Below are 21665 nucleotides of genomic sequence, written 5' to 3'. Positions count from 1 at the left end.
TCCAACCTCGGTCGACACGGCTTTATGACCCTCGCACTACAGTTTTGTGTCAACCGTCTTCGTCGAGCGGATAAGTCCCGGTTGCCGCGAAGTGCACCATTTCCGCCACATTCGTCGCGTGGTCGCCGATCCGCTCGAGATTGCGCGCAACGAACAGCATCTGTGCCGCGCTCGAGATGGTCGAGGGGTTCTCGACCATGTGGCTGACAAGGTTGCGGAAGATCGAATTGTAGAACGCGTCGACCTTCTCGTCGGTGGCAATCACCTCGCGCGCCAGCTCGGCATCGCGCGCGGCATAGGCCGTGAGCACGTCATGCACCATCTCCGCGGCAACTTCGGCCATTGCCGGCAGCAGGGTAAGCGGTTCGAACTGCTTGCGATTCCCGCCGATTTCCTTGCTCGCCTTGGCGATGTTCTTCGAATAGTCGCCGATCCGCTCGACCACGCCCGCAATCTTCAGCGCGGCGATGACTTCGCGCAAGTCGTCCGCCATGGGCGCGCGCAGTGCGATGATGCGCACTGCGAGCTTGTCGATCTCGCTTTCGAGCGCGTCGATCTTCTTGTCGCCCTTGACCACGCGGTCGGCCAGTTCGTCATCGCCCTTGATGAGCGCTTCCAGCGACTGTGCAATGGCGGCTTCGGAAAGGCCGCCCATTTCGGCGATCAGTCCGCGGAGGCGCGTGATGTCCTCGTCGAATGCCTTGACGGTATGTTCCTGCATCGAATTCATAGCCTTAACCGTAGCGACCCGTGATGTAATCCTGGGTGCGCTGCTCAAGCGGATTGGTGAAGATATCGGACGTGCGGCCATATTCCACCATTTTCCCAAGATGGAAAAAGGCGGTGCGCTGGCTGACGCGCGCGGCCTGCTGCATCGAGTGGGTCACGATCACGATGGCATAGCGGCCATTGAGTTCGGCGATCAGTTCCTCGATCTTCGCAGTGGCGATCGGATCGAGCGCCGAACAGGGCTCGTCCATCAGGATGACTTCGGGGTCGACCGCGATAGCGCGCGCGATACACAGGCGCTGCTGCTGGCCGCCGGAGAGTGCCGTGCCACTGTCCTGGAGGCGGTCCTTGACCTCTTCCCAAAGCCCAGCGCGCTTGAGCGAACGTTCGACGATCGCGTCGAGTTCGTCCTTGCCCTCGGCGAGGCCGTGGATCTTGGGACCGTAGGCAATGTTCTCGTAGATCGACTTGGGGAAGGGGTTGGGCTTCTGGAACACCATTCCCACGCGTGCCCGCAACTGGACCACGTCCATGCCCGAGGCATAGATATCGTCGCCGTCGAGCTTGATGCATCCCTCGACCCGCGCCGAAGGGATCGTGTCGTTCATGCGATTGAGCGTGCGCAGGAAAGTCGATTTTCCGCAGCCCGAGGGGCCGATGAAGGCGGTCACATATTCGGTCGGAATGTCGATCGAGACCTCGTTGATCGCCTTCTTGTCGCCGTAGAATACGGAGACCGCTTCGGCGCTCATCTTGGCTTCGGTTTTCTCGAGGTTGTCGTGGACTACGGTCACCAGGTTTTCTCGAACTTGTTACGCAGGTAGATGGCGAGCCCGTTCATCACGAGCAGGAACAGCAATAGCACGATGATCGCCGCGCTGGTGCGTTCCACGAATCCGCGGTCGATTTCATCGGACCACAGGAAAATCTGCATCGGCAGCACGGTGGCGGGCGATGTGAAGCCGTCGGGCGGGGTGGCTACGAAGGCGCGCATGCCGATCATCAGCAGCGGGGCGGTTTCGCCGAGCGCGCGTGCCATGCCGATGATCGTGCCGGTCAGGATGCCGGGCAGGGCAAGCGGAAGCACGTGGTGGAACACCACCTGTACCGGAGAGGCGCCCACCGCCAGCGCTCCGTCGCGAATGCTGGGCGGTACCGCCTTGATCGCATTGCGGCCGGCAATGACGATGACCGGCATGGTCATCAGAGCCAGCGTCATGCCGCCGATGATCGGGGCGGAACGCAGGTTGGGGAAGATGGTCAGGAACACCGCGAGACCGAGCAGGCCGAAGATGATCGAGGGAACTGCTGCAAGATTGTTGATCGACAGTTCGATCAGGTCGGTCCACCGGTTCTTCGGCGCGTATTCCTCGAGGTAGAGCGCGGCGAGCACGCCGATCGGGAAGGCTAGCAGAAGGGTGATGACCATGGTTAGCAGCGAACCCTTGAGCGCACCCCAGATCCCGACCTGCTGCGGATTGGTCGCATCCGACCGGATGAGGAAACCGGGGTCGAAGTTCTTCGCCAGGCGTCCCTGTTCGTAGAGCTTCGCCGCCAAGGCGCGCATCTCGGGCGAACCTTCGCCCTCGTAACCCGATGCGAGGTTGGCGGTGGCAGGCAGCCAGAAGCTTTCCTCGCGCTGCAGCATTGCGGGATCGGCGATCACTGCTGCGGCGACGTCGCGCCATGCCTGCGCGCCAAGTTCCTCGGCCGCTTCTTCGCCCAGCTCTTCCTCCGCGAAGTATCCGACCACGTCGCGCAGCCCCTGCGCTTCGAGCGAGGCGAGCGCATCCGATGGCCGCACATCTGCGGGCGCGGTCGCAATTCCCGCCTGCGTGAAGTCGATTGAGACCTGCATCTCGACGCGCTGGAAGCCGCCGATGCCATTGAAGGTCATCGTGCCGAGCAGGAACACCAGCACGGCAATGGAGAACAGGATGGCCGACAGGCCGAGCGCGCGGAACCGCCGTTCGGAAGCGTAACGCTTCTTCAGGCGAGCCTCGAATGCGGGCGTGCGCGTGGGGGCGATACGCTCACTCATATGCTTCGCGATACCTTTTGACGACGCGCAGGGCGACGAAGTTCAGCCCGAGCGTCACCATGAAGAGGACGAAACCCAGCGCGAAGGCGCTGAGAGTCGCGGGATGGTCGAAACTGCCTTCGCCGGTCAGCATGGCGACGATCTGCACGGTGACCGTGGTCATCGCCTCGAGCGGGTTGCCCGACAGATTCGCCGCGGTCGAGGCGGCCATGACGACGATCATCGTTTCGCCGATCGCGCGGCTGATCGCCAGCATGATGCCGGCGACGATGCCGGGCAGGGCGGCAGGAATCATGACCCGCTTGATGGTTTCCGAACGCGTTGCCCCCATGGCGAGGCTGCCATCACGCATTGCCCCGGGCACCGCGGTGATCGAATCGTCGGCCATCGAGGAAACGAAGGGAATGATCATCACGCCCATGACGAGGCCAGCGGCCAGCGCGCTCTCGCTCGACGGGTTGGAAACGCCCAGGCTCAGCGCGAGATCGCGGATCGCTGGGGCAATCGTCAGGGCCGCGAAATAGCCATAGACCACGGTCGGGACACCGGCGAGGATTTCGAGCGCGGGCTTGATCCACTTACGCAGCGCCGGGTTGGCATATTGCGTAAGGTAGATTGCGCTCATCAGGCCCAGCGGGATGGCGACGATCATCGCGATGATCGCCCCGATGAACAGCGTGCCCCAGAACAGGGGAACCGCACCGTAGCGATTGCCGTCGGGATTGTCCGGATTCGACATGGGGTCTGGCCCCCAATGCGTTCCGAAAAGGAAATCGAGCGGAGAGACCATGCCGAAGAAGCGGACGGTCTCGAACACGAGGCTGGCGAGAATGCCGATAGTCGTCAGGATGGCGACCAGCGATGCACCGAGCAGGATGGCCATGACCATCCGTTCGACCTTGCTGCGAGCCGCGAAATCGGGCTTCAGCCGAAGGAAGGCATAGGCGCCAGCGAGGAAGGCAATCAGCAGCGCGACGACGATGCCGATCGTGTTGTAGTAGGACAGCGCGTCGCGATAGGGTTCGACGAGCGCCGAGGCCTGCGGATTGAACACCGCCGATGCCGAGCCCGACGCGACTGCGCGTGCTTCGTTGAGGATGGTCTGACGCTGGAAGCCGAACGCAGGGAGCTCGGCCGCGGCGGGACTGGCGAGCACTTGCTGCGTCACCAGACCGGGGGCGATCGAACTCCACAATGCGATGAAGGCCACCATGGGCAGCACGATCCACAGTGCGACGTACCACGCATGGTAGCTGGGCAGGCTGCGCAGGCGGCCATCGGCGCTTTCGCGCCGGAAGGCCCATGCGCGCGCTCTGGCCGCCAACCATCCGGCGAGCCCGAGCCCAAGGGCCAGGAGGAGCAGGATAGCTGGCGACATAGAGTGCTTTCAGACCTTACTTGAGCTGTGCGCCGTCGAGCGTGGTGTACTCGGTGGCCGCTTTCTGGTTGGTCGCCATAACGTCCTCGGGCGAGGCGACAAGGCCGATCTTGGCGAGATCACCATCCTTGGCCCACATCTTGGTCCACTGAACCAAATATTCTTTGAGGCCCGGGATCGCGTCGAGATGCGCCTTCTTGACGTAGACGTAGAGCGGACGCGCGCCGGGATAGTCGAAGTTGGCGATGTTCTCGTAGGTCGGGGCAACGCCGTTCATTTCCAGGCCCTGGACCTTGTCGGCATTCTCTTCGAGGTAGCTGTAGCCGAACACGCCTACGGCGTTGGGGTTGCCCTCGATCTTCTGGACGATGAGATTGTCCTGTTCGCCCTGATCGACATAGGCGCCGTCCGAACGCACTTCGGTGCACAGGCGTGCGTGGCGGTCCTCGTCGCTGTCCTTCAGCGCCTTCATCTCGTCACTGGTGTCGCAACCGGCCTCGAGGACGAGTTCCTTCAGCGCGTCGCGCGTACCCGAGGTGCTCGGCGGACCGTAGACGAGGATGGGCTGGTCAGGCAGCGAGGGATCGACGTCCGACCAGGTCTTGTTGGTTTGCTCACCACCATAGGGCGAAGCAGCCAGCGCTTCGTAAACCTGCTTGGGGGTCAGGCTCATGCTGATGCCACCCTTGGCCGACGCGAACGCAATGCCGTCGAGCCCGACCTGGATCTCGATCACGTCGGTGACGCCATTGGCCTGGCAGTCGGCATATTCGCTTGCCTTCATGCGGCGCGACGCATGCGTCATGTCGGGCGTGTCGGCTCCAAGCCCTGCACAGAACAGCTTCATGCCGCCGCCAGTGCCGGTCGATTCGATGATCGGCGAACGGAAATCGGGCTGGGCACGGACGAACGCTTCCGAAACCGCCTTGGCGAAGGGGAAGACGGTCGACGAGCCGACCGCGCGGATCGAATCGCGCGAACCGCCGTCGGCGCCATTGCCGCCGCAAGCTGCGAGAGCCGCTGCCGAAACCGCAGCGAAGATGAGGGATTTGGTCTTGGTCATGATAAGCCCCTTGGATGTGTAGCTAGCGGCGCAAAAGCGCCTCAATGTTACATGGTTGCGACAAAAAATTGACCGGGAAAGTTGAAGGTCCGTTTTCGGCTTCGTGGAGCTGGCCCTAGAAGTCGATCTGGGCGCGCATGCCGATCGCATCAACGCCATAGGATGTGTCGCCGCTGGCGGTCGGAAGGATCGCGTCCTTATACTGAAGGTGGCCGTAGTTGAGCATCAGCGCGGTATATTCGGTCGGTTTCCAGACCAGCGCCGCGAAATAGCCGGCCTGGCGTCCGCCCAGTATGCCCGCGTCGTTGAGGTCGAGGTGATCGTAGCGCAGCGTGAACTGGACCGATCCGATGCCCCCTTCGCCAACCGGGCTGGAGGGCTTGGTGCGGTCGAACTTGCCGCCCTTATAGCCGCGCGTGTCATCGGTCAGGAATACACCCGCCTCGAAATAGCCGCCGAAAAAGGTGGGGTCGTCGGCAACGCCGGGCATGTCGACCGACTGCCAGTATCCCTCGGCCGCTGCGTGGAAACGCCCTGCGATCGCGGCTGCCTCGAGCCCGTAACCGGTTTCGCTGTTCGCCCCCATGCTGCGCGTGTCGATGAAGCGCTGCGAGGTGAAATGGACCAGCGGACGTTGGCGATAGCGCAGCTGGGCGGCGGGATCGTCGAGATCGTTATAGTGAAACGAGCTGCCGAAATGCAGCTGGGTGTCACCGGCCCTGGGCATGAGCACGATACGCGCATCCGCGCCGCGGTTCTTGCTGTCGGTATCTTCGAGATTGTCGGTGAATATTCCTGCCTGGGCGAGAAAATCGCCGCGGGCGTAGGTGACCGATGCGCCGAGGCGACGCTCGAAGCCGAATGCATCGGTAAATGCAGCGCGTTCGATGAACGTCGTGTGGAGGCTGCTGGTCAGTTCTTCGAGCGACTGGAAATTGTTGTGCTGGCCGATGGCGATTTCGACCGGCCCGTTCTCATAGCTCAGGATCGCGTCGGCGACCGAAATCTCGTTCCCTGCGAAATCGACCTCGAACTTGTAGCCAAAGCCGCCGGGCATATCCCCCGACGCGCCGAGACGGGCCCGGCGCACTTCATTGCCGAAACCGTCGCTTGCTCCGGTCGAATCGGGCGCATTGGTGAAGCCGGCATCGAACATCAGTCGGCCGCGCGGCTTGAAGCTCCAGCCATCCGATTTGGCAAGCGTTGAAACCGGCTCGCTATCTGCAGCGGGGGCGGGCGCATCAACGACCTGTCCGGCCTCGGCCGCTTCGGCCTTGGTCGCGGCCAGTTCGCCTTCGAGCTGGTCGATACGCGCGTTCATCGCCGCAAGCTGCGCGCGCATGGCGGCCAGCTCGTCGGCGGGCAGGGTCACGTCCTGAGCAAGCAGCGGCGTGCTCATGGTGCAGGAAAGGGCGGCGGCCATCAGCGAGAGGCGCGTGGTGCGATGCATCGATGCGAATCCGGTTGAGATTGGGTTACGTTCCGGCGACGCCACTATGACCGTCATATTTCGGTTATGTGACACTTTGTTCGCATCCGTATGACCACGCAGATCGCTTTGCAGCGTCCAGCCATACTCGAGTCTTAGTCCTGACCTTCGTCCTTTTCGACGGGCAGCGTAACAGTGACGCGGGTCCCTTCGCCAAGCATGCTGTCGATGTCGAGCCGTCCGCGGTGGCGCTCGACGATATGCTTGACGATCGCCAATCCGAGCCCGGTCCCGCCAGAGGCGCGGCTGCGCCCGGGGTCGGTCCGGTAAAAGCGCCGGGTCAGGTGCGGAATGTGTTCGGGTGAGATGCCTTCGCCGCGATCGCTTACCGTAAGCCGCAAACGTCCCTGCCCTTTGGGGTGGATCCGGACCGTGACCGGTTCGCCCGAGGCACCGTACTTGAAGCCGTTGTCGACGAGATTGCGTACCAGCTGTTCCAGTTGCTGGCGGTCTCCGCGAACCGTGAATTCGCCCGCGGCCTCGAAATCGAGCAGTTCGGCAGCGTGGCCATTGGCCGCATCATGCGCTGCGCGTTCCACAAGCCGGGAAAATTCCAGCGTCGATTCGGGCAGGTCGTGCTTTTCCGCTTCAATCCGGGAGAGCGACATCAGGTCGCTGACCAACTCCTGCAACCGCTTGGCTTCGCGCTGGATCGTACCGAGAAACTTGTCGGCCATCTTCGGCTCGAGGCTCTCGACGTCTTCGCGCAGGGTTTCGACATAGCCAATGATCGAGGCCAGCGGCGTGCGCAGTTCATGACTGGCATTGGCGACGAAATCGGTGTGCGCACGTGCGATGTCGGCTTCTGCGGTGCGGTTGACGAACTCGATTACCGCGAGTTCGCCCGGAAGCGTCTTGCGGTTGATCCGCCAGATGTCCGTGCGCCGCGCGAGTCCGCGAACGATCACGGCACCATCGGCTTCGCGGCCGAGCAGGCGGATCGCTTCGGGCTGTCGCAACGCCATGCGTACGTCCTGCCCTACGATGTGGCCGCCCAGCAGCTTGCGCGCCGACAGATTGGCAATGATCACCCGGTCGCGTTCGGTGATGACGACGGGGGTTTCGGAATGCTCGAACAGGTCGGCCATGTTGTCGCGGGTAAAGGCTGGGCCTGCAGGGGCGGGCCGCGCTTCTTCCGGACGGGCGGTGACAAGGTAAAGCGACCCGAGCCACACGATCAGCACGAGGGCGACATAGCCCAGATCGACGCCGAGAATGGCGATGATGATGCAGACGACGACCGCCAGGGCGAATCCGTGCCAGGGGAAGCTGCGCTCGCTCATTGCCGCGCGGCTTAGCCGGGCGCGGTCGAGCGCGCCAGCCGGTTTTCCCGATTGTCAGAAAGTGGTGACCCGTACGGGAATCGAACCCGTGTTTCAGCCGTGAAAGGGCCGCGTCCTAACCGCTAGACGAACGGGCCACATCCGTGGCACTTTGTGCGGATTGCCGAAGCAATACCGCCACCGTGGTGACCCGTACGGGAATCGAACCCGTGTTTCAGCCGTGAAAGGGCCGCGTCCTAACCGCTAGACGAACGGGCCACACCCGCGTTGCGGGTTGGTGGCGTGGCGGGCCAATTAGGCGCGGGGCTGCGGGCCGTCAACCCTCGATTGCACGCAAAATCGTCAATCGGCCCAGGCAGCGTCCTCGAGGTGCAATTCCGCCTGCGGCCGGCTGCCCCAATCGTCGATCTTTACCCGTCCGGCCAGCCATAGGCGGCGCCCCCGTGATCCGTGGAGCAAGGCCTGACCCATGTCGCTTTCGGCGGCGCGAAAGGCGATCCCCTTGAAGCTCTTGCCGTCATCCCCCGCCGCGATCAGTCGCACGTGATCGGTGCCCACGATATCACACTTAACGAGCCTCACGGGCCCGACCGCGACGCGCGGGCCGGGCCAGCCGACGCCGTAGGGCCCCGCAGCTTCGAGCGATTCGACGAGCTCGGGAGTGAGGCCACCCGGAGCCACTGCGAGGTCGAGGGCCATTTCACGACTGGCCGAGGCCCGCGCCACCTGCGCTTCGAGCGTGCTGTCGAGCCATTCGGCCAAGGCATCGATCCTGTCGGCAGGGACGGTGAGCCCTGCCGCCATGGCATGGCCTCCGCCTGCAACCAGCAGACCCTCGTCGCGCGCGCGGATGATCGCTGCGCCCAGGTCGACACCCGCGATCGACCGGCCCGAGCCCTTGCCCGTGTCACCATCGAGTGCGATCACCAGCGAAGGCTTGCCGGTCTTTTCCTTGATCCGTCCGGCCACGATCCCGATTACCCCGGGGTGCCATCCTTCACCCGCTACGAGGTGCACGGCACGATTGTGCTGCGAGGCGAGCTGCGCTTCGGCGGCTTCCTGCACTTCCGCCTCGATAGCGCGGCGTTCCTCGTTGAGCGCGGATAATTGTGCAGCGATCTCGCGCGCCTCTTCCGGATCACGCGTCGTCAGCAGGCGCACCCCCAGTGTCGATTCGCCAACCCGGCCTCCGGCATTGATTCGCGGGCCGAGCGCGAAGCCGAGGTCCGAACAGGCTGGTGAACGTTTCAGCCTGCTCACATCGATGAGCGCCGCCATGCCGATATTGTCGCGCCGCGCCATGACCTTGAGGCCCTGCGCGACGAATGCGCGGTTCAGCCCGTGCAGCGCCGCGACATCGGCCACTGTCCCCAAGGCGACGACATCGAGCAGCGCCAGCAGATCGGGCTCGCGCCGATCGGCGAAATAGCCGCGTTCGCGCAGTGTGCGGACGAGGGCGATGGCCAGAAGAAAAGCCACACCGACCGCGGCGAGATGACTGTGCGCGGCGGCATCGTCTTCCTCGTCCAGCCGGTTGGGATTGACCAGCGCCACGGTGCGCGGAAGCTCTGCGGCGCATTTGTGGTGGTCGACCACAATCACGTCGACGCCAGCATCATGCGCCATCGCCAGCGCTTCATGCGCCATCGCGCCGCAATCCACCGTGACGATCAGGCTGGAGCCCGACTGGCCCAGTTTCACCAGTGCCTCGCCCGAGGGGCCGTAACCTTCGAGCAGGCGGTCGGGAATGTAATAACCGGCCTCGATGCCGAGGTCGCGCAGCAGCCTGATCAACAGAGCCGAACTGGTTGCTCCATCGACGTCGTAATCGCCGTAGATGGTGATTTTTTCGCCGGCGATGACCGCCTGCGCCAGACGATCGGCTGCGACGTCCATGTCGCGGAAACGCGACGGATCGGGCAGAAAGTTGCGCAAGGTCGGCACGCGATGCCGCTCGATGTCGTCGAGAGCAACGCCGCGCGACAACAGCAATTGGCGGACAATGTCGTCTCCCAACTGCTGCTGTGCACCAAGCTGCATATTGCCGCCGCGCCAACGCCAGGCGCGACCGGTCAGCGAAGCCGCGACGCCGAATACGTGGGAAAGGGCCTGCGATGCCATGGTGCGCGCAATACCGCAGGTCGGCGGTAGGTGGAAGCAGTGCGGATTGACAATCGACAGGCGCGGGCGAAGGTGTGCGCATGGCTTCCCCACCGCTTCTGATCATCTGGCACAGCCGTACGCGCACGAGCGAGCAATTGGCGCGTTCGGCAGCGCACGGTGCGGGCGAGAATGCCTGTCTGCTGCGCGCCGAGGAAACGGAGCCGGAGGATTTGCTGTCGGCGGGCGGATATCTGTTCTGCTGTCCGGAGAATCTGGCCAGCATGAGCGGCGCGATGAAAGAGATGTTCGACCGTTGCTATTACCCCGTCCTCGGACGCATCGAAGGGCGCCCCTATGCCACGATCATTGCGGCGGGTTCGGATGGCGAAGGTGCGCAGCGACAGCTCGACAGGATTGCCAAAGGCTGGCGCCTCAAGCGCGTGGCCGAGCCCTGGATTTACAATACGGCCGCCCAGGAACCCGAACCGATCCTCGCGCCCAAGACGGTTGACGAGGACGCGCTTCAGCGCGCGCGCGAATTCGGGGCAGGCTTGGGCGAAGGCATAGCGCAGGGCATCTTCTGAAACCGCATCCGAAATCGAGCAATTGTTCGGCTGAAAGGTCGACGCGGCGGGCGTGGTGGCGCACAAGGCCACGCGTGAGACACGGGTTATGACGAACGGACACTACGGGGATGCGAACGGTCGCCCCCATGGGCTGGTCTTCCTGTTCGAGCGCGGTAACCGTCCCGACCGCGCGGCTATGCTCGCCAAGCTGACAGACCTGCCGCGCGTATCGGTCTCGCATGATCCTGCGTCCGGAGGGGTCGACCAATCCCCATCGAGTGAGGGGGAAACGTCCGAGGACTGGCTCGAACTGTTGCTCGATGGTCTGACTTTCGACCTCATCGGTTTGCCGCCCGGACCTGCGCTACCGACGCCCGGAATAGACTATCATTTGAATTGCGAGGCGGCCGGCCTCGACCGCACCGAAGCGTTCGGCCTGTTTCCCGGCCCGCATATCGCATCGGGTCTGCATAGCCTTCCCGTGTTGCGAACCTTGCTGCGGTTGGGCGCGGCCTTGGCTGACGGGACCCGCGGTCTGCGGGCCGTCTGCTGGACCCCCGCAGCCACCGCCATAGCTCCGCAGTTCTTTGTCCGCACGGCAAGGGCATGGCTCGAAGGCGGCGCTTTCCCCGCCTTAGGCATGATGGGGCTGTTCGTTGCAGCCGATGGAACGATGCGGAGCCACGGACTTGCCTTTTTGATCGGTCAGGAACTTGCGCTCGATCCGGTGTTGGCCGCAGACAGGACAGCGGCGACGCGGCTAGCGACGAGGGTGGTGCACGAACTGGTCGGCTATGAGCTTCCCTCCGAGCCACTGCGCTTCGTGATCGACGGGAGCGGTGAGCTCGAACTCGTGCCCGATCTTGCAGCTGGGTTCGTGCGCGTCCGCCCCGCCTAGGATGGCGGCAGGCCGATTGTCGTCCGCAGCCTGCCTACCGCGACGTCGCCTGCCGTTCAGCGCGGTGAACCGGTGCGGGATGCCAGGGCACGATCCGGCTTTACAGAAACATCACTTGCTACCGTGCCAGCTGTTGTCGCGTTCCTGCTTTGCGGCGATGTTCGAAACGCTCGACGCGCGGCGGATCGGTTTCAACGATTTCCGTCGCAACGGATTGCTGCTTCCTGCACGCGAAGAAGCGGCGCAGCGGCTGGCGCTACCGCTGCATCGCGGACCGCATCGCACTTACAACCAGATGGTCATCCAGCGGGTCGGCGAAATCGAGCGCGGATGGTCCAGGCTCGCCCCTCGCAGCCCGGGGCTCGCCGCCGAAACCGCGCTGATGAGACTCGCCCTGTTGCAACGCGCGCTACGCCGTCGTCTGCTCGATCATCGCCGGCCCTTGCGGCTGAACCGCTCCGACCGGCTTGGCAAGGAAGTCGATTTCTCGGATCTCGACGCGATGGCCAATAGCCTGTGGCGCGCGACGGCGCCCTAGGCTGTCGCTTTAGCGAGTGCTTCCTTCGCTGCGATATACTCGCGTTCGAGACGGGCAACGGTTTCTTCGACGGGGGCGCTCTTGGTCACCGTGCCGATACCCTGGCCCGATCCCCAGATGTCCTTCCACGCCTTGGCCTTGGTGTTGCCGCCACTGCCGAAGTTCATCTTGCTGGGATCGCTTTCGGGCAGATTGTCCGGATCGAGACCGGCACCGACGATGCTTGAGCGCAGGTAGTTGCCGTGTACGCCGGTAAACAGGTTCGTGTAGACAATCCCTTCGGCGCGACCTTCGACGATCGCCTGCTTGTATCCCTCGTCGGCATTGGCTTCGGTCGCAGCAATCCAGGGGGAACCGATATAGGCGAAGTCGGCCCCCAGTGCCTGCGCACCGAGAATGGACCGGCCATGCGCGATCGAACCCGACAGGGCGACCAGCCCGTCGAACCATTCGCGGATTTCCTGCATCAGTGCGAAGGGGCTGAGGACGCCGGCATGGCCGCCTGCGCCAGCAGCAACCGGGATCAGCCCGGTAGCGCCCTTTTCGATCGCCTTGCGGGCGAAGCGGTCGTTGATCACGTCGTGCAGGGTGATTCCGCCCCAGCCCTTGACCGCGCTGAAGACTTCCTCACGCGCGCCCAGCGAGGTGATTACCATCGGAACCTGCCACTTGGCGCAGGTCGCCATGTCGGCGTCGAGCCGGTCGTTCGACTTGTGGACGATCTGATTGACCGCAAAGGGCGCGGCCGGCCGGTCGGGATTGTCGCGATTATGCGCGGCCAGTTCCTCGGTTATCTGATGCAGCCATTCGTCGACCTGGCTCTGCGGCCTTGCATTGAGCGCCGGAAAGCTGCCGACGATGCCCGCCTTGCATTGCGCAATGACCAGTTCGGGACCCGACACGATGAACAGCGGGGATCCGATGACGGGCAGGCGCAGGCGGTCGAAAGGTGCGGGCAGGGGCATGACAGTCGGGTTCCTCTCTCGATGGATGTCACGCGGGCGTATGGCCCATCGCAAGACTTGTCGAGCGTGACGTTACGTAAACGTCAAGCGGACGCGGCAGGCAGGTCGAGAAGATGCTCGATATCGTAGATGCGCGCTGCAGTACCCGCGAAGAGCGCGCGTTTCTCGTCCTCGCTGTGGCCCGTCGCCAGGCGTTTGAAGGCGTTCCACAACACGGGGTAACTGGCCCCCCAGCGATCAACGGGATAGTTCGATTCGAACATCGCGCGGTCAGTCCCGAACGCCTCGATGCAGGTTTCGATATAGGGACGCCACAGCCCGGCAAGATGTTCGGAACCGTGACCCTTGTCGGGGCCGTCCTCGGGCAAGCCGCAGAACGCCATCGCCAGGCCACCCAGCTTGACCGCAACATTGGGACATTCGGCAAGCGCGCGGATGGAGCGTCTCCAGCTATCGAAGCGCTCGTACTGTTTGCCGCGATAGCAGGCGATCCCGAGTGGTGTGCCGCAATGGTCGAGCACGATCTGCTGGTCCGGGAAGGCCTTGGCGAGGTCGAGCACGTCGCCGAGCTGCGGCTCTAGCAACCAGGCATCGAAAGTGAGGCCGTAATCAGCATAGGCGGCGTACCCCTCACGAAAGCTATCCGCAGCGTACAAACCTTCGGGCGCATGAAAGGGAGGGCCGAGCACTTCGGGATCGGCATCCCACGCGCCGGCATGGCGGATCCCCTTGAAGCGTCCATTGCCGGCCGCGAGGAGTGCCTCGACCACCGGACGAACGCCATCGCCGCGAGTAAGGTCGGCATGTCCGATGATTGCCGCGCATGGCCGGTAGTCGCCGTAAAGCCCGCTGGCCCCCTGCGCGGCGACTCCATTCACGAACTCCACTTCTCCCACAGGCTTGAGGGCGTCGGCGCGGCTCGCATCGTAGAATGCGCCGCATTCCATGAAAACGGTACCCACGACATTGTGACCCGAGTGCGTATCGGCGTGCAGTTCGTCGAACGTATAATAGGCGGCACCGGCGATCGCTTCGATGAAAGCGTGGCGCGGTTCGGGGAAAGCAGGGACAAGAGGCCGCAGATCCCACAAATGGTGATGCGGATCGATGATCGGCAGTTCGGGTTCGAGGATTTCTTCGGTCATCGGCGGCACTCCCTCCCTTGCTGCCCATTGATGTGCCCGATCGCGCGGGGCTTTCGCGATGGAACACGGACCGGTGCCTGCTGACAAGTCAATTCGGCCCGCAAGGGCATGCGCTGTACGCCACTATCGGACTAAGGGGCATTCCTGAGCGAGAATCTTTAGGACCGTTAACCTTGTCGGGCTAACGCTGGCGTATGCGACGGGATATCAAATGATGCACCCTGGCCTGCGGATAGCCATTTATGGCGTGCTGTTCTTCAGCGTGACCTCGTTGACGATCTTCTCGACGCGGTTTGCGGGTGGCCTCGCCTTGGTCTGGCCGGGCACGGCATTGGCTACGGCCCTGTTCCTGACCTTGCCCACTGAACGTCATGTCCATGCCGGAGCCGTACTGGTCGCTCTCAGCACGAGCGCGACCGCGCTATTCGGATTCGGCCCCGACTGGTCCTTTCCCCTGGGACTGGTGAACATATTCGAAGGGTGGTTTGTCGCCTTCCTGCTGAAAAGGGCGCGTCCGCAGCGCGATTTCGTGGAAAGCGAAAGTGGGGTGGTCTGGCTCGGCTTTCTTGCGGGAATCGTCGGCATCATACCGTCGGCCGTGGTTGGCGGGGCGATCGCTGCGCAGATCGTTGGGGGGAATGTCTTCGAGCATGCAGCGTCATGGCTGGTCGGTCACGGACTTGGGACGCTGCTCGTCCTGCCGCTGGCGCTGCTGCTCGAATCCTATTCGAGGGCGGATTATCGCCACGTACGCGACTGGCGCCGCGTGTTGCGGTTTATCGCGATCCTCTCGTTCACCACTCTCGTTTCTGTAGCCGCGTTTTCCCAGTCGCTTCTGCCGGCCCTGTTCCTTCCGATCGTACCGCTGGTTCTCGCCAGTTTCCGCTTCCGGCGTTTCGGGGCGGCGATCGCGGTGCTGATCATTACCGCGGTTGCAGCAGGAACTCTTGCCAGCGAAACGGGCACCTTCGCTGAGCTCGCGATACCGCTGTGGCAAAAGGCCCTGTTCCTACAGTTCTATGTGGTCATCCTGCTGTTAATCGCATTCCCGATGGCCGTTGCCATCCAACAGCGCCAGCGCGTGATGGACGAACTGGTCGATCGCGAGGCGATGCAACGCCTTATCGCTGACCATTCAGACGACGCGCTTCTGCAATTGGACGGCGCTGGAACGATCCGCTTTGCCTCGCCCGCCTCGCGGCGGTTGAGTGGGCGCGATGACGTGGAGGGCCTGCATGTGGCAGCGTTCTTCAGCGCATTCGATCGCGATATGGTGGCCGCCTCGCTCGAGAAAGCTGCCGAACAGCCCGGTCAGACCAGGATCCTCGAACGATCGGTCGAACACGACGGAGAGACCCGCTGGCTGGAGGCGAAGCTGCGGGCTATCGAAACGTCGCGAAGCAAGGCCTCGGGCTTCGTTGTGACCATACGCGATGTGACCGAACGCAAGCTCGACGAACTGCAGGCCTCTCGCGAAGCACGCACCGATCCGCTCACCGGTCTCCCCAACCGCCGAGCGTTTCTCGACATGCTCGACAGCAAGCTCCGGACCGCGGAGCAGGCGCCCTTCGCTTTCGCGCTGGTGGACCTCGACCATTTCAAGCGGGTCAACGATTCCTACGGTCACACAGTGGGCGATGCGGTGCTGACGCAAATCGGTCGGATCATGCATGACATGGCCTCGGAAGACTGCTTCTTCGCGCGCCTCGGGGGTGAGGAATTCGGGATCATCGCGACAGGGCCGGTGGCAGAGATCGCCCCCACGATTTGCGAGAGGTTGCGGCTGGCAATCCAGCAGAAACCCATGAGCGACAACGATGGGGGTTCATTCCACATCACCGCGAGCATCGGGGTGGCGGCGATTGGCGAACGGTGCAGCTCGTCCATGGCGATGCAAGCCGCCGATGGCCCGCTCTACATGGCGAAGGCCTCGGGCCGCAACTGCACGCGCCGCGCACAGGACATGGGCGCCCTCGCTTCGCTGGGAACGCAAGTGCGCAAGCCGCAGGTCAAGATCGCCGGCTAATTTGGTTCGATCGCGGAATTGGCGGCGCTGAGCACTGCACGGACGCTGGCCGTTGCAACGTCCTCGTCGATCCCGCACCCCCAGATCGTCCGCCCGCCAGCATCGCGGCATTCGAGATAGGCGGCCGCACGGCTATCGCGTCCGGTGGTCAGCGCATGTTCGGTATAGTCGACCACTTCGAGGCTCAGACCGAAGGCGTCCTCGATCGTCGTCAGCACCGAAGAGATCAGGCCATTGCCGCGGCCCGACACGGTCTGTTCCCGACCTTCGACCGCAATCGTGCCGGTGAACAGGCGGGTGCCGTCGCTGCCGCGCCGTTCCTCGTAATCGACCAGCTGGAAATGCTTGTCCGACGTCTGGACGTGATAGGCCCCTTTGAAGGCTTCCCAGATATCCGCTGCGTTGAGCTCTCGCCCAACGGCATCGGCCATGCGCTGGACGTGCGGGCTGAAATCGGCCTGCATCTTCTTGGGCAGCTTCAGGCCCTGATCCTGTTCCAGGACCCAGGCGAAACCGCCTTTCCCCGATTGCGAATTGACGCGGATGACGGCTTCGTAGCTGCGGCCGAGATCGGCGGGGTCGATCGGCAGATAGGGTACGCGCCAATGCGGGTCGTTTTGCGATTCAAGCGCGGCAAAACCCTTCTTGATCGCGTCCTGGTGGCTGCCCGAGAAGGCCGTGTAGACCAGTTCGCCGCCATAGGGATGCCGTTGGTGAACGGGCAGTTCGTTGCAATATTCGACCGTCTCGATAACGCGGTCGATATCGGAAAAGTCGAGCTGCGGATCGACGCCTTGCGTATACATGTTCAGCGCCATCGTCACGAGGCAGCAATTGCCCGTGCGCTCGCCATTGCCGAACAGGCAGCCCTCGACCCGGTCGGCACCCGCCATCAGCGCAAGCTCGGCCGCCGCGACCCCGGTGCCGCGGTCATTGTGCGTATGCAGGCTGATGACCGCGCTGTCGCGATTGGGCAGGTTGCGGATAAAATACTCGACCTGGTCCGCGTAGATGTTGGGGGTCGCCGCTTCGACCGTGGCGGGCAGGTTGAGGATGATCGGGTGGTCGCGTGTCGGGGCCAGCACCTCCATCACTGCCTCGCAGACCTCGAGGCTGAAATCGAGTTCGGCGGTGGAGAAGGTCTCCGGACTGTACTGGAAATGCCAGTCGGTCGCGGGTTGCTTGCCCGCTTCGTCGCGCATGACCTTGGCGCCATGCACGGCGATATCGCGAACTTGGTCGCGGGTCATGCCGAACACGACTTCGCGCCATGCGGGGCTCACCGCATTGTAAAGATGCACGATCGCCGCATGCGAGCCCGACAGGCTGGCGAAGCTGGTGCGGATCAAGTCCTCGCGACTTTGCGTCAGGACCTGGACCAGGACATCTTCCGGCACCCGCCCGGACTGCACCAGACCCGAGATGAAATCGAATTCGGTAGCGCCCGCACTGGGGAAACCGACCTCGATCTCTTTCACACCGACTTCGACCAGAAGATCGAAAAAGCGGGTCTTCTTATGCGCATCCATCGGATCGACGATGGCCTGATTGCCATCGCGCAGATCGGTGCTGAGCCAGCGGGGCGGGGCGGTGATGGTGCGCGTGGGCCATTGCCGGTCGGTCAGCGGAACCTGCGGAAAGGGCGAATATTTGGCGCTCGGGTTGCGGAGCATGGGCATCGGGAAACTCGGTGTCTGCGGTGGGTCTGGGTGAGGTTCGGTCCCTTGGGCGCTCAGCGCACCCGAATAGGCACGCCAGCTATCACGCCCAAGGGCGCGTAAGTCGCAGGATGATCAGGCCGAGTGCGTTGTGCATAGGGGATGCTATGCGAAAGCGCGTCAGGGTTGTAAAGCAAAACAGTCTTGGGCATCGCCAGAAATTATATTTCAAGGCGGGCGGGAGAGAGCATGGCCGAGACACATTCGCTGTATGAGACGATGGGCTTGGTGCGGGTCGTTTCGACCGATCCGGCGGGGCGCGCGTCGATCGAGTATGAAGCCAAGATCGAGCAATGCCATTCGGGCGGAGTGGTGCAGGGAGGTTTCATCAGCGGGTGGATCGATGCGGCCATGGCACATGCGGCAATGGCAAAGAATGGCGCCGGCATCGTGCCGATGACGCTAGAACTGAAGGTCAGCTTCTTCGCGCCCACGCGGCCCGGTCTCGTGATCGCCGAAGCCTGGGTCGAACGGCACGGCAAGCGTACCAGTTTCTACGAGGGGCATCTCAAGGACGCGCAGGGTACGGTACTGGCGAAAGCGACCAGCACGATCCTGCTGGCCGACATGACGCGGGTCGTCGAAGCTTCGCGCAAGGCCACCGCCGGAGAGGTGACGTGAGCGACATTCGCGCCTTTACCCTGTCCGTCGCCGAAGACGAGCTGGTAGCGCTGGCGGACCGCCTCGACCGGGTCCGTTGGCCCGAACAGGAACCCGTGGCCGACTGGTCTCAGGGCACGAAGCTGACGGTGTTGCGCGAACTGGTCGCCTATTGGCGCATCGAATACGACTGGCGCCGCTGTGAGGCACGCTTGAACGCGCTGGGCCAGTTCAAGACCGAGATCGATGGGCTGGATATCCACTTCCTTCATCGACGCTCATCGCGCGCTGGCGCTGTCCCCTTGCTGCTAACGCATGGCTGGCCCGGATCGGTGGTCGAATTCTTCGGGGTGATAGACGATCTGGTCGAACCCGAAGACCCCGACGCCATGGCGTTCCACGTCATCGCGCCCTCGCTGCCAGGCTACGGCTTTTCGGACAAGCCCGCGAACACGGGCTGGGGCGTCGAGCGGATCGCCCGGGCATGGACGGAACTGATGTCCCGCCTCGGTTACACAGAGTGGCTGGCACAGGGGGGTGACTGGGGCGCCGCGGTGACCACCGCGATCGGCCAGCTCGCACCGGAAGGCTGTCGTGGTATTCATCTCAACATGCCGATCGGACGGCCCGGTCCCGACGACATGAACAGCCAGGATCCGGACGTTCTCAAAGCGCTCGAACGTCTCGGTTTCTACCAACAATGGGATTCGGGCTATTCGAAACAGCAGAGCACGCGGCCGCAAACCATCGGCTATGCCTTGGTGGATTCCCCGGTGGCACTGGCGGCATGGATATTAGAGAAAGTCTTCTACTGGACCGACAATGACGGTTCGCCATGGGATGCGCTCTCGATGGACCAGGTGATCGACGACGTGATGCTATACTGGCTGCCTGCGACCGGCGCTTCCGCCGCGCGGCTGTATTGGGAAAGCTTTGCCGATTTCGGCGATGGGAAGGTGACCATCCCTGCCGGCGCGAGCGCGTTCCCCAAGGAAATTCTGCCCGCCCCGCGCGAGTGGGTCGAACGAACGCTGACCAATCTCGTCTATTGGAACGAGGTCGAGAAGGGCGGGCACTTCGCGGCGTGGGAGCAGCCGGAGCTTTTCGCGCGCGAGTTGCGTGCCTGCTTTGCGACGATGACCTGAACACAGAACCCAGTCATTGCGAGGAGCCGCAGGCGACGCGGCAATCCAGAAGGTGCGCTATCCTTAGAGGGTAGGACTGGATTGCTTCGCTGCGCTCGCAATGTCTGGGTGAGCGCTTACCGCCAGCGCAGCCGATCAGCGGTCAGCTGGTCGATCGACGCCACGCCCATCAGGCGCATCCCGCGTTCGATCTCTTCCTTGAGGATCGATATGGCGCGTTCGACTCCCGGCTGGCCGGCCGCCGCCAGCGCATAGAGATAAAGCCTGCCGCCCGATGCGGCGGTGGCTCCCGATGCGAGGCTCTTGAGGATATGTGTGCCGCGGCGCACCCCGCCATCGAGAATGATCTCGATTTCTCCGCCGACCGCGTCGACGATCTCGTCGAGTTGGTCGAATGGCGCGCGACTGCCGTCGAGCTGGCGACCGCCATGGTTGGAAATCCAGATCGCGTCGGCACCGATCTCTACTGCGCGGCGCGCGTCGGCGGCGCTCATGACGCCCTTGAGCGCAAAGGTCCCGCCCCAGTCCTGCCGGATACGCGCGGCGGTATCCCAGTCCATCCCGGTATCGAGCATGGTGTTGAAATAGTCCTGGATGCTGACCGATTTCCCGCTGCCTTCCTGCACATGCCCGTCGAGGTTGGGCAGGCGGAATTTCGGCCCAAACACATAATCGAGCGTCCAGCGCGGGCGCGTGGCATAGCTCCACAGCGAAGAAGCGCTGAAGCGGGGCGGGGTGGTGAATCCCGATCGCAGGCATCGCTCGCGCTTGCCCGAAACGATCGTGTCCACCGTCAGCGCCAGCGCATCGAATTGCGCTTCGCGGCAGCGTTCGATCATCGACGCGTTCAACCCCTTGTCCTTGTGGACATAGAGCTGGAACAGCTTCGGACCGTTGGTGAGCGCTGCGATTTCCTCGATCGAATGGGTGGCGAGGCTGGAGATGCCGAACCATATTCCGAACTTGTCCGCCGCGCGCGCGACCGCCCGTTCCCCATCGCGATGGAAGGCGCGCTGCAGGGCAGTGGGGCTGAGCACGAGGGGCAATGCGCTGTCGCGCCCCATGATTTGGCGGGAGGTGTCGATGTCGCTCACCCCGGCGAGCACATCGGGGACAAGGTCGACCTCGTCGAAGGCACTCGTATTGCGCGTCTTGGTGATCTCGTCATCGGCTGCCCCGTCGATATAGTCGAACACGGGCCACGGCAGGCGCTGCTTCGCGAGCCGGCGGAAATCATCGATATTGTGGCAGTCTGACAAGCGCATGACGGCAACCGTGACGGCTCGCCATGCGCTTGTCGAGAGGCGTCAGTCGCGCTCGAAGGCGGCGCTGATCTCGAGACCGACCATATTGTCGACCAGCGGGGCGGCGTAATCGATGCCCCAGTCGGTGCGGTCGATCTGCGCGCGGGCGTGGAAGCCGACCGTCTGTTTCTTGTTCATGGGGTTTTCACCCGCACCGCTGAATTCGACCAACATGGTCACCGGGCCGGTCTTGCCATTCATGGTCAACTGCCCGGTGGCCACCGCAGTGGTTTCGCTGGTCTTGCGCACGGAGGTGGAGGTGAACTGCGCAGGGGCGGGTTCGGAGCCGAAGAAGTCGGGTGCGCCGCCGTCCTTGCCCGGACGCAGCAGATGGTCGCGCAGCCCGTCGCTGGGCACCGACACGCTGGTGATGGGCACGGTGATGTCGAACTCGGTCGCCTCGATATCGGCGGGATCGAGCCGCATCGTGCCCTTGATCTGGCCGAACAGGCCGAAATAATCGTTGAAGCCGAAATGGCCGACCTGCCAACTGACGAGCGTATGCGAAGCGTCGAGTGTGTAATTGCCGGCAGTGACGCGCGCAGGGTCGACGACGCCGGGTACCTGCGGTTGTTCCTGCGCGGAAATCCCGGTGAGCGCGAGCGTGCTGCCCGCAGCGAGCGCGAGGGCGAGGATCGGTTTGTTCAAATTGGCCTCCTGTTGAAACTCGTCCT

Annotated in this window: 19 protein-coding genes and 2 tRNA genes; 6 read left to right on the top strand and 15 right to left on the bottom strand. The window is 63.4% G+C overall.

Going from position 1 to position 21665, the window contains the following annotated elements:
* Positions 1 to 49: 49 nt before the first annotated feature.
* The 10 genes from phoU to recJ form a co-directional block, all read right to left on the bottom strand.
* Positions 50 to 721 (bottom strand): phosphate signaling complex protein PhoU, encoded by a 672-nt coding sequence (gene phoU, locus FHS69_RS03340; RefSeq protein WP_067467070.1) that lies wholly within the window; start codon positions 719 to 721, stop codon positions 50 to 52.
* A gap of 13 nt (positions 722 to 734) precedes the next feature.
* A complete protein-coding gene (gene pstB / locus FHS69_RS03335; protein ID WP_219149951.1) occupies positions 735 to 1481 on the bottom strand; it encodes a phosphate ABC transporter ATP-binding protein PstB in 747 nt (248 codons plus the stop codon).
* Positions 1482 to 1519: 38 nt separating this feature from the next.
* A complete protein-coding gene (gene pstA, locus FHS69_RS03330; RefSeq protein ID WP_166776519.1) occupies positions 1520 to 2770 on the bottom strand; it encodes a phosphate ABC transporter permease PstA in 1251 nt (416 codons plus the stop codon).
* Positions 2763 to 4148, bottom strand: a complete 1386-nt coding sequence (pstC, locus tag FHS69_RS03325; protein WP_067673591.1) for a phosphate ABC transporter permease subunit PstC — start codon at positions 4146 to 4148, stop codon at positions 2763 to 2765. The genes pstA and pstC overlap by 8 nt, the downstream gene beginning before the upstream one ends.
* A gap of 16 nt (positions 4149 to 4164) precedes the next feature.
* Positions 4165 to 5211: a substrate-binding domain-containing protein gene (locus FHS69_RS03320; protein WP_067467056.1), complete on the bottom strand. Its 1047-nt coding sequence runs from the start codon at positions 5209 to 5211 to the stop codon at positions 4165 to 4167.
* 115 nt (positions 5212 to 5326) lie between these two features.
* On the bottom strand, positions 5327 to 6661 hold the full coding sequence (locus tag FHS69_RS03315) for an OprO/OprP family phosphate-selective porin (protein WP_166776518.1): 1335 nt from the start codon (positions 6659 to 6661) through the stop codon (positions 5327 to 5329).
* A 134-nt stretch (positions 6662 to 6795) separates the two neighbouring features.
* Positions 6796 to 7983 carry a sensor histidine kinase gene (locus FHS69_RS03310; RefSeq protein ID WP_166776516.1) on the bottom strand — a complete coding sequence of 396 codons (1188 nt, stop codon included), beginning with the start codon at positions 7981 to 7983 and terminating at the stop codon, positions 6796 to 6798.
* 62 nt (positions 7984 to 8045) lie between these two features.
* Positions 8046 to 8120, bottom strand: a tRNA-Glu gene (locus FHS69_RS03305).
* 46 nt (positions 8121 to 8166) lie between these two features.
* Positions 8167 to 8241 (bottom strand) — tRNA-Glu (locus FHS69_RS03300).
* 84 nt (positions 8242 to 8325) lie between these two features.
* A complete protein-coding gene (gene recJ, locus FHS69_RS03295; protein WP_166776514.1) occupies positions 8326 to 10104 on the bottom strand; it encodes a single-stranded-DNA-specific exonuclease RecJ in 1779 nt (592 codons plus the stop codon).
* Between the two features lie 80 nt (positions 10105 to 10184).
* Here recJ and FHS69_RS03290 point away from each other — a divergent pair, with 80 nt between their 5' ends.
* The 3 genes from FHS69_RS03290 to FHS69_RS03280 all read left to right on the top strand — a co-directional run bounded on the left by FHS69_RS03290 (position 10185) and on the right by FHS69_RS03280 (position 12088).
* Complete coding sequence (locus FHS69_RS03290) at positions 10185 to 10670, top strand: flavodoxin family protein (protein WP_166776512.1); 486 nt, start codon at positions 10185 to 10187, stop codon at positions 10668 to 10670.
* A gap of 88 nt (positions 10671 to 10758) precedes the next feature.
* The gene (locus FHS69_RS03285; protein ID WP_166776510.1) at positions 10759 to 11550 is read left to right on the top strand and encodes a hypothetical protein; all 792 of its coding nucleotides are present in this window, start codon (positions 10759 to 10761) and stop codon (positions 11548 to 11550) included.
* Position 11551: 1 nt separating this feature from the next.
* Entirely contained in the window at positions 11552 to 12088 is a 537-nt protein-coding gene (locus FHS69_RS03280; RefSeq protein ID WP_243844514.1) for an AHH domain-containing protein, read from the top strand.
* Here FHS69_RS03280 and FHS69_RS03275 read toward each other — a convergent pair.
* Together FHS69_RS03275 and FHS69_RS03270 are read right to left on the bottom strand one after the other, a co-directional pair.
* On the bottom strand, positions 12085 to 13053 hold the full coding sequence (locus FHS69_RS03275) for an NAD(P)H-dependent flavin oxidoreductase (RefSeq protein WP_067504875.1): 969 nt from the start codon (positions 13051 to 13053) through the stop codon (positions 12085 to 12087). The two genes, FHS69_RS03280 and FHS69_RS03275, sit on opposite strands and share 4 nt — an antisense overlap.
* 83 nt (positions 13054 to 13136) lie before the next feature.
* Positions 13137 to 14198, bottom strand: a complete 1062-nt coding sequence (locus FHS69_RS03270) for an amidohydrolase family protein (protein ID WP_166776508.1) — start codon at positions 14196 to 14198, stop codon at positions 13137 to 13139.
* A 211-nt stretch (positions 14199 to 14409) separates the two neighbouring features.
* Between FHS69_RS03270 and FHS69_RS03265 the strand changes: the two genes are divergently transcribed.
* Positions 14410 to 16224: a sensor domain-containing diguanylate cyclase gene (locus FHS69_RS03265; protein WP_166776506.1), complete on the top strand. Its 1815-nt coding sequence runs from the start codon at positions 14410 to 14412 to the stop codon at positions 16222 to 16224.
* Here the strand turns inward: FHS69_RS03265 and leuA are convergent.
* Positions 16221 to 17903 carry a 2-isopropylmalate synthase gene (gene leuA / locus FHS69_RS03260; RefSeq protein ID WP_166776503.1) on the bottom strand — a complete coding sequence of 561 codons (1683 nt, stop codon included), beginning with the start codon at positions 17901 to 17903 and terminating at the stop codon, positions 16221 to 16223. The genes FHS69_RS03265 and leuA overlap by 4 nt on opposite strands.
* Before the next feature lie 228 nt (positions 17904 to 18131).
* Here leuA and FHS69_RS03255 point away from each other — a divergent pair, with 228 nt between their 5' ends.
* Complete coding sequence (locus tag FHS69_RS03255; RefSeq protein ID WP_130586504.1) at positions 18132 to 18563, top strand: PaaI family thioesterase; 432 nt, start codon at positions 18132 to 18134, stop codon at positions 18561 to 18563.
* Entirely contained in the window at positions 18560 to 19687 is a 1128-nt protein-coding gene (locus tag FHS69_RS03250; protein WP_166776501.1) for an alpha/beta fold hydrolase, read from the top strand. Before FHS69_RS03255 ends, FHS69_RS03250 begins: the two co-directional genes overlap by 4 nt.
* A 116-nt stretch (positions 19688 to 19803) precedes the next feature.
* On the opposite strand, the gene FHS69_RS03245 is transcribed toward FHS69_RS03250, so the two are convergent.
* Positions 19804 to 20952, bottom strand: coding sequence for an alpha-hydroxy acid oxidase (locus FHS69_RS03245; RefSeq protein WP_166776499.1), 1149 nt, complete (start codon positions 20950 to 20952; stop codon positions 19804 to 19806).
* Positions 20953 to 20994: 42 nt separating this feature from the next.
* Complete coding sequence (locus FHS69_RS03240) at positions 20995 to 21639, bottom strand: YceI family protein (RefSeq protein WP_243844513.1); 645 nt, start codon at positions 21637 to 21639, stop codon at positions 20995 to 20997.
* Between the last annotated feature and the right edge of the window lie 26 nt (positions 21640 to 21665).

Origin of the sequence: Qipengyuania flava, assembly GCF_011762005.1 — a bacterium.
GTDB lineage: Bacteria > Pseudomonadota > Alphaproteobacteria > Sphingomonadales > Sphingomonadaceae > Qipengyuania > Qipengyuania flava.
Note: the sequence above shows the minus strand (reverse complement) of the source record. Positions and strands in the feature narration are given on the sequence as shown.